The organism is Planctomycetota bacterium, from assembly GCA_038746835.1.
Lineage (GTDB): Bacteria > Planctomycetota > Phycisphaerae > Tepidisphaerales > Tepidisphaeraceae > JBCDKH01.
This window is the reverse complement of the sequence record JBCDKH010000110.1, coordinates 1-12,281: the sequence shown is the minus strand read 5'-3', so window position 1 is coordinate 12,281 and position 12,281 is coordinate 1. Positions and strand designations below refer to the sequence as shown.

13 protein-coding genes are annotated in these 12,281 nt (G+C 66.3%); 12 read left to right on the top strand and 1 reads right to left on the bottom strand.

Annotated features, from left to right (window positions below; translation table 11 throughout):
- Nucleotides 1–673: nucleotide pyrophosphatase/phosphodiesterase family protein (locus AAGI46_11300; GenBank protein MEM1012791.1), on the bottom strand; the 673-nt coding region annotated here is incomplete at its 3' end.
- A gap of 90 nt (nt 674–763) precedes the next feature.
- Here AAGI46_11300 and AAGI46_11295 point away from each other — a divergent pair.
- From AAGI46_11295 to csrA, 12 genes are all read left to right on the top strand, one after another.
- Nucleotides 764–1,378: an NAD(P)H-dependent oxidoreductase subunit E gene (locus tag AAGI46_11295; GenBank protein ID MEM1012790.1), complete on the top strand. Its 615-nt coding sequence runs from the start codon at nt 764–766 to the stop codon at nt 1,376–1,378.
- Nucleotides 1,379–1,482: 104 nt separating this feature from the next.
- On the top strand, nt 1,483–2,238 hold the full coding sequence (locus tag AAGI46_11290; protein ID MEM1012789.1) for a flagellar hook-basal body protein: 756 nt from the start codon (nt 1,483–1,485) through the stop codon (nt 2,236–2,238).
- A gap of 101 nt (nt 2,239–2,339) precedes the next feature.
- A complete protein-coding gene (flgG, locus tag AAGI46_11285) occupies nt 2,340–3,152 on the top strand; it encodes a flagellar basal-body rod protein FlgG (GenBank protein ID MEM1012788.1) in 813 nt (270 codons plus the stop codon).
- A gap of 25 nt (nt 3,153–3,177) precedes the next feature.
- A complete protein-coding gene (flgA, locus tag AAGI46_11280; protein ID MEM1012787.1) occupies nt 3,178–3,963 on the top strand; it encodes a flagellar basal body P-ring formation chaperone FlgA in 786 nt (261 codons plus the stop codon).
- An 18-nt stretch (nt 3,964–3,981) separates the two neighbouring features.
- A complete protein-coding gene (locus AAGI46_11275) occupies nt 3,982–4,761 on the top strand; it encodes a flagellar basal body L-ring protein FlgH (GenBank protein MEM1012786.1) in 780 nt (259 codons plus the stop codon).
- A gap of 114 nt (nt 4,762–4,875) precedes the next feature.
- Nucleotides 4,876–5,991 (top strand): flagellar basal body P-ring protein FlgI, encoded by a 1,116-nt coding sequence (locus AAGI46_11270; protein MEM1012785.1) that lies wholly within the window; start codon nt 4,876–4,878, stop codon nt 5,989–5,991.
- Nucleotides 5,992–6,024: 33 nt separating this feature from the next.
- Nucleotides 6,025–6,297 carry a rod-binding protein gene (locus AAGI46_11265; GenBank protein ID MEM1012784.1) on the top strand — a complete coding sequence of 91 codons (273 nt, stop codon included), beginning with the start codon at nt 6,025–6,027 and terminating at the stop codon, nt 6,295–6,297.
- 36 nt (nt 6,298–6,333) lie between these two features.
- Complete coding sequence (flgN, locus tag AAGI46_11260) at nt 6,334–6,849, top strand: flagellar export chaperone FlgN (GenBank protein MEM1012783.1); 516 nt, start codon at nt 6,334–6,336, stop codon at nt 6,847–6,849.
- A 24-nt stretch (nt 6,850–6,873) separates the two neighbouring features.
- A complete protein-coding gene (gene flgK, locus AAGI46_11255; GenBank protein ID MEM1012782.1) occupies nt 6,874–8,580 on the top strand; it encodes a flagellar hook-associated protein FlgK in 1,707 nt (568 codons plus the stop codon).
- A gap of 15 nt (nt 8,581–8,595) precedes the next feature.
- Entirely contained in the window at nt 8,596–10,482 is a 1,887-nt protein-coding gene (locus AAGI46_11250; GenBank protein ID MEM1012781.1) for a hypothetical protein, read from the top strand.
- A 216-nt stretch (nt 10,483–10,698) separates the two neighbouring features.
- On the top strand, nt 10,699–11,316 hold the full coding sequence (gene fliW, locus AAGI46_11245; GenBank protein MEM1012780.1) for a flagellar assembly protein FliW: 618 nt from the start codon (nt 10,699–10,701) through the stop codon (nt 11,314–11,316).
- A 138-nt stretch (nt 11,317–11,454) separates the two neighbouring features.
- Nucleotides 11,455–11,793: a carbon storage regulator CsrA gene (gene csrA / locus AAGI46_11240; GenBank protein ID MEM1012779.1), complete on the top strand. Its 339-nt coding sequence runs from the start codon at nt 11,455–11,457 to the stop codon at nt 11,791–11,793.
- Nucleotides 11,794–12,281 lie beyond the last annotated feature (488 nt).

The following is a 12,281-nucleotide window of genomic DNA, read 5'->3' as shown; positions in this document are numbered from 1 at the left end:
GGCCGACGACGGTGTCGATCGCGTGGAGCTCGTTCTGGAGCGTGCCACTTTCCCCGATTTTCGGACCTTCTCGCTGCAGCACGTAGTCGAGATGCGGCAGGTAGACGAGCGTCAGCGTCGGATCGAACCGCTCATCGACCCGCATGGCCGCCCGCGCGATCCAGTCACTGCACTCGATCCCCGCGGCCGGGCCCCAGAACTTGAACAAAGGAAACTGCCCCAGCTCCGCCTGCAGCTCGTCCCGCAGGGTGCCCGGATGCGTCCACACGTCCGGCACCTTCCGCCCGTCGGCCGGGTACATCGGGCGGGGCGTGACCGTGTAGTCGGCCCCACAGTACATCGCGTACCACCAGAAGAGGTTCGCACACGTGAAGCCGGCGTCGCGCTGGCGGGCCTCATCCCACAAGCGAGGCGTCTGCACGAGCCCGTCGGCCTGCTGCCAGAGGCGAATCTCCTGCGTGTCGCGGAAGTACCAGCCGTTGCCGACGATGCCGTGCTCGCTGGGCGTGGTGCCGGTCAGGTAGTTCGTCTGCGCCGTCGTCGTCACCGCCGGCAGGGCGGAGCGAATGGTCGAAACGTGCCCAGAATCCCTAAAATCCCGCAGAATCGGCGTCTCCTCGCCAATCAGCGATTGCGTGAGGCCGACGACGTTGAGGACAACCGTCTTGTGCATCGAAGCTCGTCTGACCGTACGTCCCGTGTTTCAAATGGTGTCGACCCACACGCGCCGGACGTGGGTGCGGGTCGCTAGACTGTTCCCGCCATGCCCTGGATTGCAGAAGACACCCGTCGCACGCGTCTGGATGCGGGAGAGCCGCTGCTGACCGATGCGCTCAAAAAGCAGCTGGAAACTGTCTTTTTCCCTAGATATCCGACAAAAAGGGCCTGCCTCCTGCCGGCGCTGCACCTCGTCCAGCACGAGTACGGCCACATCGATCCCGCCGCCTTGCGGGAAGTGGCTGAGTTTTTGGAGGTCTCTCCGGCCGAAGCGTTCGATACGGCCACCTTCTACGAAGAGTACTGGCTCCAGCCCAAGGGGAAGTACCTCGTTGCCGTCTGCCGGTCACTTGCGTGCGAAATCGTTGGTGCGCAAGGCATTATCGACAAGCTTCTCGACAAGCTGGAGCTGATGGACGTCGGCGAAACCACCGACGACGGCCGGTTCACCGTCGTTGCACTCGAGTGCCTCGGCTCCTGCGGAACCGCACCCGTGGCCCTGGTGAACGACGTCCTCCACGAGGACATCACAGCCGAATCGATCACCGATTTCATCGACGGCCTGCCGGACGATCCGCACGACTACAAGGACCCGTCCGTCGACTTCGACGTGCCGCACGACAACCCGCCCAACGCGGCGACAGTGCATCCAGTCGGCTGAAAACGCCTGCTTTTCCCGTAAATCCGCGGATTTCGCCGTTCGAGCGTTCCGTCAGGGACGCAAGGTTATGAGACCTCGCTGGTTGTGCCGATAACGCTCAAAGCGTGATCTACGGCACCTACCTCAGCGCAACCGGCATCGCCCAGGCTCAGGCCAAGCAGGATGTCATCGCCAACAACCTCGCCAATGCGGAGACCGTCGGCTTTCGCCGGCTGATCACGCTGCACAAGCAGCGCGACGCTTCGCCCGGCGGTCCCGAATCCCTTGAAAATCGCACAGGTGGGAGCATTTCTCTGCCCACGCGGCTCGACACCTCGCCGGGCGGGCTGGAGCAGACCAACCGGCCGCTGGACGTCGCGCTGGTCGGTGACGGCTATCTGACCGTCCGGAAGGACACGCCCACCGGACCCGAGACCTATCTCACCCGAGACGGCCGAATGACGCTCGACGGCGACCGCCGAATCGTCCTTGTGAACGATCCGACCGCCGTCGTCCTCGGGCGAGACGCACAACCGCTGACCGTGCCTGCGGACGTGGCGGAGTCTTCTCTGGTACTCGACGAAGACGGCAATTTGATGGGCCGTGACGGTACGGCGGTGGGCCACATCCGAACGGCGACCGTCTCTGATCCGACGCGTCTGAAACCCATCGGTGGCGGGCTGTTCGATGCCGCCGAGCCCCTCATCGACGCGCCATCGTCGTCCATGAGATCCGGTTTCATCGAAACGAGCAATGTCGACCCGACCCTCGAGCTCACCCGCATGATCCGCGTCGCGCGTCAGCTCGAAGCCAACGCCAACCTCATCCGACACCAGGACACCACGCTCGGCCGACTCATCGAGGCGAGCGCGATCGCATGAACTGATGAATGAGCACCAACGAGTGATCACTGCCGCAACAGGCAACTGACCCCATCTCCATTATTGCTCATTAATCACTCTTCACTCAACACTTCCGATTTATGGCCATTACCGCACTCAACTCCGCTGCCACAGGCCTTCGGGCGCTGTCGACTCGAATTGATGTCGTCGCCAACAACCTCGCAAACGCCGAGACGACGGCCTTCAAACGGCAGCGCGTGAACTTCGAGGACCTGATGTACCTCACCAAGCGGCACCCCGGCTCGCTGAACGCCGCCGGCGACATCGCGCCGGCCGGCATTCAAGTGGGCCTGGGCGTGAAGGTCTCCAACACGCAGCTCGACCTCGAGCAGGGCACACTCGACCCGACCGGCGGCAAGCTGGACCTCGCGATCGAAGGCACCGGCTTCTTCAAAGTGCAGGTGGCCGACGGCATCGGTGACGGTGCCGCGTACACCAGAAACGGCGACTTTTTCCGCAACAACGAGGGCGAAGTGATTCTCGGCCTCGGCAGCGGCTACAAGCTCGACCCGCCGATCAACATCCCGATCGAGGTGCCGATGAGCACCGTCGAGATCGCCGAAGACGGCACCGTCAGCGGCATCGTGCCGGGCGAGGTCGAAGCTCAAACGTTCGGCCGAATCGCGATCAGTCGCTTCAGCAACCCGCAGGGTCTCAAACTCCTCGGCGGCAGCCTGTTCGTCGCCACGGCCGCCAGCGGCGAGGGCATCGACGGCCTGCCTGGCGAAGACGGTGCGGGGCTTGTCCGGCAAGGCTTCCTCGAAGGCTCGAACGTCGACCCCGTGAAGGAACTCGTCACGCTCATCAAGACGCAGCGGAACTTCGAGCTCAACAGCCAGTCCATCAAGACCGCCGACGAGGCACTGCAGACCATCGGCAACCTGCGTCGATAACGCTCGCTTTTCACCAGCTTCTGCCATGATTCGCATCGGACTCTCCATCCTCCTCGCAGCCACGGGCGTCAGCTCGGCGGCGGAGGTGCGCGTCAGCGTTCGCGCCGCGGCCTCGGCGACGGGCATCGTCACTGTGGGCGACGTCGCGCGGATCACGGGCGAAGGGGCCGAGCAACTCGCCAAGCTCTCGATCACGCCCAGCAACGGCCGCGTCGCGACGGACGAAGTCGTCGCCGTCCTGGTTGATGCGGGCGTCGGCAGGCACGAGCTCCTGGTCCGCGGGCCAGACGCGTGTGTCGTCCAGCTTCGCGATCCGGTCGCTCCGACGATCGAACCGACCACCGACGAGTGGAGCGGCCTCGCCGCTGTGCCAGCCGCGCGATCGGTCGAGTCAACGGGCTCGACATCTAGAGACATCAAGGAAAATCAAGCCGGCCCGCAGCGTTTGGCGAAGCTTATCCGACCGGTCGCACGCGGCGTCCTGATTCGCGAGGCCGACGTCACGTTCGTTCAACAGGCAGACCCGCTCAACCGCTTTGCCGACGCGGCGACCGTCGTCGGCCAACGCGCCACACGCCGACTCGACGTCGGCCACGTGGTCCGGCCGCAGGACATGTCAGCCCCGCTGATGGTCCGCCGCGGGCAGCGGGTAAAGGTCGCCCTTTCCAGCGGCGGCGTCGTCGTCCACTCCATCGCCACCAGCCGCGAAGACGGCGGCTTCGGCCAGACCGTGCGGTGCCGCGTCGACGCAACGGGCGAGGAACTCCGCGTCACCGTCACGGGCCCGGGCACCGGAACCGTCGCGTTTTAACCAGCAATCGGCAGCATCATGAAGAAACCCAACAACGCTTCCATCTTGCTCGCGACCGTCGCCGCGCTCGCTGGCAAGGCCGCGGCACAGTCGACGCAGACGCGTCCACAGGTGACGACCTCGCCCGCTGCGACCGAGACGGCCGAGGAGATCGCCGCCCGCATGTTCGCCGGCAGCGGCTCGCTGTTGCAGGCGCAGCTCGCCAGCCGCGACGCCGTCGCCCGCGGCATCGGCCAACCCGGCTCGGCCATCGATGCCGACGTCAGCTTCTTCGCGATCCCCGCGCCCGAGCCGACGTTGGTTCGTCGACACGATCTGATCACCGTCATCGTGCGGGAGGAGAGTTCGTCCCGGTCCCAAGGCAGCGCGGACTACGAGAAGGACTACACGATCAGCGCCGACCTTCAGGAGTACGTCAACCTGAACCTGGGCGACTTTCGCCTGATTCCAAAGGCAGGCGGACAGGCACTCGACTTCGAGGCGGGTCGCAGCTTCGCCGGCGACGGACAGAACGATCGTCGTGACAGCTTTGTGACGCGCATCACCGCCGAAGTGATGGACGTCAAGCCCAACGGCACGCTGGTCATCCAGGCCCGCAAGCGCATCACGACCGACAACGACGAGCAGCTCATCGTCCTCACCGGCACCTGCCGCACCGCCGACGTCACCGCTGGCAACACGGTGCTCTCGACGCAGCTGCACGACCTGCACCTCCAGAAACACACCCGCGGCCCCGTCCGCGACGCCGCCAAACGCGGCTGGCTGCCACGAGCCGTCGACGTGGTGAATCCGTTCTAGTTCGTGAACTCGTGTCCTTGTCACTCGTGAACTCGGGGCACACCCCGAACCGCGACCCGCTTCCGAGACCCATCCCAGTTCACCAGTTCACGAGTCCGCAAGCACCCAGCCTTCATGCTCAAACCCTTCCTCCTAGCGCTCGGCCTGTCGTGCGGGATCGCCTCAGCGACGCGTGTGGCTGACATCAGTCGGCTCGACGCGCAGCGGGAAGAGCGGCTGACCGGCGTCGGACTCGTGCTCGGCCTCGACGGCACCGGCGACGGCGGCGACTTCGCCCCGGCCGTGCGGTCGCTAGCGCAGTTGCTCGGGTTCTTCGGCATCACGACCGTCCCGCTGGTGCTGTGCACTGCCGACAACGTCGCCATGGTCGCGCTCTCTGTCGTCGTTCCACGCAACGGCGTGCGAAGCGGCGACGCCCTTGACGTCCACATCACCAGCATCGGCGCAGCACGCAGCCTGTCAGGCGGCCGGCTGTTCGTCAGCCCATTGACCGGACCGCTACCTGGCGGCGGAGGCATCTTCGCCCTGGCGGAAGGGCCGGTGATTTTGGAAGACACCAACACGCCCACCGTCGGCCGCATCGAGCGTGGCTGCGTGATGGAGCGCGACCTGCCCAAGCAGTTCGTGCGCGACGGACAGTTCTCGATCGTGCTCGATGACGCGCACGCCTCGTGGACGACGGCGAGTCACATCGCCAAGCAGATCAACGAGACCGAAAGCCTCGACGGCCGCGAGATTGCTGTCGCGATCGATCCGAAGAACGTGGTCGTCTCGATCCCGCCGGCGGAGCTTGCTCGGCCGGACCTGTTCATCAGTCGCGTGCAACGGATGCCTGTCCCGCTGGTAGCCGACGAGGCGCGTGTTCGGATCAACGAGCGGCTCGGCACGATTGTCATCACGGGCGACGTCGAGATCAGCCCGGTGGTGATCTCGATGCGCGGCCTGACCATCACCGCCGCCGCGCCGCCGGCAGACGGCGTCCGTGGGCCGGCCGATCCGTTCGGCAATCCGAACGCAAACACCCCGGACAACCTCGGCGGCCGCGTGGTCACGCGCAACTTCGTGCCGCTGGCCACAGGCGACAGCGCGGTGAACGAGCGGAGTCGCGCCAAGCTTCAAGACCTCGTCGCCGCGCTCGACCGCCTGAACGTGCCGGCCGAAGACCGCATTTCGATCCTGAAGGAACTCCACCGCACCGGCAAGCTGCACGCTCGCCTCATCATCGAGTAGGCCTGCCTGATCATCGAGTGAAGGACGACCGTCATGACGATTTCTCCCAACACACCCACCACCCCCACCACCGTCGCCGCCCAGCTTCGCCCCGTCGCGACGCAGTGGGTCGGCCAGAGCTTCTACGGCACGATGCTCAAGCAGGCCCGCGAATCGAGCCTTTCGCCGGAAGACTCACCGTTCTCCGGTGGCCGAGGCGGCAGCGCGTTCAGCTCGATGCTCGACCAGCGGCTTGCTGAGAAGGCCGGTCGTGACACGGGCGGCGCGTTGGTCGACGCGATTGTCGGCCGGCTGTCTGACGTCTGACCTTTCCCGTAACGCACGCTCACGAGGCCGCCTTCGTTGCCCACGCTGTCCGCTCAACCCAACGCCGCTCCGCCGACGCCTGTCGAGTCGCTTTTGGCGACGCTGCACAAGCTCGCCACGGCCCAGGCCGACCTCCGCACCGCGATGGTCGATCAGGAGCAAGCCATGCGCAAGCTCGACGTCCGCGCGATGTCGGCTGCCGCGCGTCGACAGGAGACGTTGCATCGCGTGCTACTTCGTCACGAGGCCGAGCGCCGCAAGCACGCACGCGGCGTTGCCCGCATGACGAACCTGCCGCCCGACGCCACGTTGGCCGTGCTGGCCGAGGCGTGCCCCGAGCATCGCGACGCACTCTTGCAGGTGCGCGGCGAACTGCTTGAAGCGACGCGACTGACGCGTTCGGCCGGACAGACCTGCGGCCGGATGGCGGGTGGCGTGCTGGCTCATCTGAACCAGGCGTTGCGGCTGCTGCACAAGCCATTCCTGTACTCGCGTCAGGGCGACTGCCCGCCGGCTGGCGGTGTGGCCAAGCACGTTCGACTCGTCGGCTGATCCGCCGTTTTCAAGGAAGAACCCATGTCTCTCAGCGGAACCCTCAACGTCGGCAAGAGCGCCCTGGCCGTCACGCAAGCGGCGATCCAGACGACTGGCAACAACATCGCCGGTGCCAGCGACCCGAACTATTCGCGACAGGTCGCCAGTGTCGGCTCGGCACGCGGACGCAGCGCGGGCGATGGCATCTTCCTCGGCACGGGCATCGAGCTCGCCGGCGTCGAACGCCAGGTCGACGAAGCCCTCAACCGACGCCTCGACGCGGCCGCCGGCGAGAGTGCAGCGGCGCGCGAGCGGCTCGACTGGCTCCGTCAGGCCGAGGCTGCATTCAACGAGCTCACGGACGCCGACGTCTCGACCGCGATGACGCGGTACTTCAACGCGTGGTCGTCGCTGGCGAACAACCCCGGCGACGCGGCCCTCCGGCAGTCGGTCATCTCCGAGGGCGAGGCGCTGGCCAGCGAGTTCAACCGGCTTTACGACCGGCTCGATCGTTTGGCCGACGACGTCGACTTGCGCGTCGACGCCTACGCGAAAGACGCCGACCGCGTGCTGGACGAGATCGCGGCGCTCAACACGCAGATCCAGCAGGCCGAAGGCGCCGGCGGCGGTGGGTCAGCCAACGCGCTGCGCGATCGTCGCGACGCGCTCGTCGGCGAGGTGGCGGGTCTTGCCGGAACGCGGGCGATCCTGCAGCCCGACGGTTCGCTCAACGTCTACGCCGGCACCGAGCCGCTGGTCATCGCGGGCGACTCGCGCGGCATCACGCTGGAGAAGCGCAACGACGCGACGAGTGGCAAGGTGTTGACGACGGTCACCATCGACAACGGCGGCGGGCCGGCACCGCTTAACGGCGGACAGCTCGCCGGAGCCGTCGAGGCGCAGCAGACAATTCGCGACACGCTCGCCCGGCTCGACGCGGTCGCCCAGTCGCTCAAGCACGAGGTCAACACGCTCCACGCCAGCGGCCAGGGCACGCGCGGCTACGACACGGTCTCGGCCGATGTCCGAGTCGACGACACGACGGTCGCACTCGACCTGCCGGCTGCCGGCGTCGAGCCGCCGCCACAGAACGGGTCGTTCGTCGTCCACCTACGCGACAAGGCCAGCGGCAACACGACCAGCACGATCATTTCCGTCCCGCTCGACGGCACGACGGGCGGCACGTCGCTCGACGATCTGACGACGGCCATCGACGCGATCGGTGGCGTGAGCGCGTCGGTCTCGGCGGGGCAGCTGACCATCTCGGCCGATGCGGCTTCGCAGGAAGTCGTCTTCAGCGACGACACGAGCAACGTCCTCGCCAGCCTCGGCATCGCGACGTTCTTCACCGGACAAGGCGCAGCCGACCTCGGCGTGAACCAGGCGATCAAGGACGATCCCGGCAAGCTCGCAGCCAGTCGAGACAACACGCCCGGCGGCAACGGCAACGCACTTGCGATGGCCAGTCTTGCCGACCAAGGGCTCGAAGCACTCGCCGGCGGGACGATCGCCCAGGCGTTCGACGCGACGCTCTTCGAAGTGTCGGCCGGCGTCCGAACGGCGACCACCGAGGCCGACGCCGCCGGTGCGATCGAGGAGACGCTCATCGCCCAGCGACAGGCACTCAGCGGCGTGAGCCTCGACGAAGAAGCCGTCCAGCTGCTGCGATACCAGCGCAGCTACCAAGGCGCCGCCCGCGTCGTGGCTGCTGTCGACGAGATGATGCAGACGCTGCTCGATCTGGTCTGATTTCAAGGAAGAACGATGAACATTTCTCATTCCAGTCCTGTCCGCGTCGGCGAGCTTCAGCGAACGCTGGGCGCGTCGAGCCAGATCGCCAAGACCCAGGCCGCCCTCGCGGAGTCGACGCGGCAGATCACCACGGGCAAGCGCATCACCCGGCCGAGCGACTCTCCGGCCGACGCGGCTTCGGCACAGCAGATCCGTCGATCGCTCGAGCTGCAGGAGGGTTACCGCACGAACCTCAATCACGCGGACCGACAGCTTTCGCGGACCGACCAGGCACTGTCCGATGCGACCGACCTGCTGCGCGAGGCACGGCAGATCGGCCTGGCCAACGCAGGCGATCAGGCGACGCAAGCCGAGCGCGACGGCGCGGCCACGGTGCTCCGCACGATCGAAAGCCAGCTCCTGGCCGTCGCCAACACCAACGAAGGCGGCATCAGCCTTTTCGGCGGTGGGACGCGGAACCCCGAGCCCTTCCGCGCCACCGGCGGCGGGATCGTCTTCAGTGGCGGCGACCAGCCGATCCAGTCCGTCGTCGGTCGCTTCGGCCAAACCGTCGAGACCGGCGTCGCGGCCGCAGACGTCTTCGGTGGCAACTCCCGGCGGGTCGGCACGCTCGATCTCGATCCAGGCGTCCTCGGCAGCACGCGACTCGGCGAACTCGACGGTGCCCGCGGCTCGGGCGTCGAACGCGGCTCCATCCGAATCACCAACGCCGGCTCGAGCGCGGTCGTCGATCTCTCCGACGCCGACACGATCACCGACGTCATCAACCGCATCAACGCCACCGGCATCGGTGTCGTCGCGAGTCTGACCGGCGATGCCCTGCAGGTCAGCGGCGCCAGCGTCACCGTCGGCGAAGTCGGCGGCGGAACAGCGGCGGACCTGGGCATCCTCAGTGCCTCGCCCGTCGTCACTGTCGCGGGCGATTCGCTTCAGGCGCGACTGACGTCGTTCACGCCGCTGGCCTCGCTCAACGGCGGCGCGGGCGTGTCGGCCGGCACGTTCGACATCAGCAACGGAAGCCGATCCGCCACGATCAACACCGCCGGCCTCGCCACCGTCGGCGACCTCGTCAATGCCGTCAACGCCACCGACGCCGGCGTTAGCGCGACCATCAGCGTCGACGGCACACGCGTCCTCCTTCGCAATTCCACCCAGGGCAGCGACCTCCGCATCACCGACTCCGGCGGCGGAACCACGGCCCAGGAACTCGGCTGGCTCACTTTCACAGACGCCGACCCGCTCACCGACTTCAACAACGGTCTTGGCGTCCGGCTCGATCCTGACGGCCCCGACCTCTCGCTCACCGATGTCGGCGGGACGACCTTCGAGGTCGACCTCGACGGCACCACCGACGCCGCGAGCGTCGTGACAGCCATCAACACCGCCGCCGCGTCGGCCGGTGCGACGACCACCGCCAGTTTCGATCCGACGCTGCCCGGCCTGCGGCTCATCAACGTCCAGGGCATCGGCACGCTCGGCACGTCCCAGGCGGTCGGTGATCTGGGTCTGGATGAGCCGATCGCCGGCAACACGATCGAAGGCCGCGACGTCAACGCGGTCGGCGTCGACGGACCGTTCACGCACCTCAAGACGCTGATTCGATCGCTCGAAACCGGCAATCTCGGCCAGGCGACGACGGCCCTGTCCCGGCTGGAGCTTTCCGAAGACCAGGTCATCACCGTCCGCGGCGAGGTCGGCGGGCAGCTTCGCGAAGTCGAGCAACGGCGCGATCGCCTCGAAGACACGGAACTGACGCAGCGCGAGCTGCTTTCCCGCCTGGAAGACGTCGACCTTTCGACCGCAATCCTCGAGTACGAGACGCTGCAGACCAGCCTTCAGGCCCAGCTCCAGACGACATCGAACCTGTTGAACCTCACGCTCTTCGACTTCCTTCGGTAATCCGCGACATCCGCATCACCAACGCGCTTTTTATTGTCCACCAACGGCAGCTTCGACCGATAAAGACCTCGGGGCAGCTTCGATCAGAAACGACCCAGCCCACCCGCCTGACGAGTCACCACGGTGGCTCTGCCTCGCGGCCGACGCCTTGACCCTGCTCGACTGCTCCCTTCTGCACCGTCACCCCAGCAGACGACCTGCACTTCCTCGACTGACATGAGCGACACCACCTCCTCAGCGCAAGCCTCGACCGACGCAGGTCTCCTGCAAAGCGACAACGGTCTCTTGCAGATCGACACCACGCGTTTCGGCCCGATCGAGATCGCGGCCGACCACATCATCCGATTCGCCGACGGCTTGCTCGGCTTCCCGGCGGCGACGCAGTTCGCACTGATCCAGGCCGACGACCGGCAGTCCAACGACGCCGCAGCCGAGGGTGGATGCGTCTTCTGGCTTCAGAGCGTCGACGATCCGCGGCTGGCATTTGTTGTCTGCGATCCGACGGCCTTCGTGCCGGACTTCGGCATCGAGCAGATTCCGCTTCGCGACGACTGCCGCGGCGAGCTGGGCATCGGCGAGGACGACACGGACCTCGACGCACTCCAGGTGCTGGCCATCTGCAATCGCGTCGACGAGTGGCTGACCGGCAACCTGCTCGGGCCGCTGGTCGTGAACGCGGAGAAGTTCGTCGGCAAGCAGATCGTGCTGACGGAAAAGCGGTGGGGCACCCGGCAGCCGCTCATCCGACTGGGCCGATCGGGCGAATCCCAGGTGGCCGACACAGCAGGCCGAATCGGGCCCGACACGCCTGAGAAACTGCGCAAGACGGCATAAGCCGGTCTGCAAGTGTGGATAAGCGGGTCAGAACCCGCCATTCCAGGGCCTTTAACCCGAACCCTCCGCTAACGTACGACGTAAAACAAACGGCCATGAAACCCGCACGGATCGCGGGATGTCTGGAAAAGGAACGCCATGTTGGTGCTATCTCGTCAGCGAAACGAAACCATCATGATCGGTGACGAGGTCGAAGTGACCGTCATCGACATTCGCGGAGACAAGGTGCGCCTCGGCATCAACGCTCCACGCGAGGTCACCGTGCACCGCAAAGAGGTGTACGAGGCGATCAAGCGCGAGAATCAGGCCGCCGCACAGGTGCAGCCCGACGCGTCGGCATCGCCAGATTCAGCCGGCTCGCCGCCGGCGCAGCAGCCGCGTCCGACGGTGAAAGTCGTGGACATGTCCAAGACCCCGCGCAACAAGCCGCGTCGTCCGCGCGACGAATCCGCGGCGGGCGGAAGTCAAAATGCCTGATTTGTAAGGATTTCAGCGACAAATCAAGGCGACGCCGGAACCTCGGCGGCCGCATCCGATAACGCCTCGCGTGGTCGGTCCTTAATCGGACGACTGCGGCGAGGCGTTTGTTGTTCACGTGCAGCACCTCCCGAGTCGATGAGAAGCCCGGAGCCGAAAGGCCTGCTGCTGAGGCGGCGGGAACTTTTCGGCGGGCTTCGGCTTGCGTCGGAGTCCCGTGTATCCGTTGTTCCGCGTCGCAGGCGGATCGGCGGGTCATGTCCGGCCGGTGCTTGTCGCTCGTTGCGACGACGCCGGTGGATCCCGCCGTCGGCAACGGGCCGTCGCCGGATCGGGTCGGATCTTCCGACGCGTTCGGCAAGCCGAGTCACTCGGCAAGACGGTGTGACGGGATCGAGACGGCGTCTTGGCTGGAATGGACCGGCCGGACGCCGTTGCGGAGTTGGTCCTGCCGCGGCGTGTTGCTGCGGGCCAGGCCGATTCCGGGT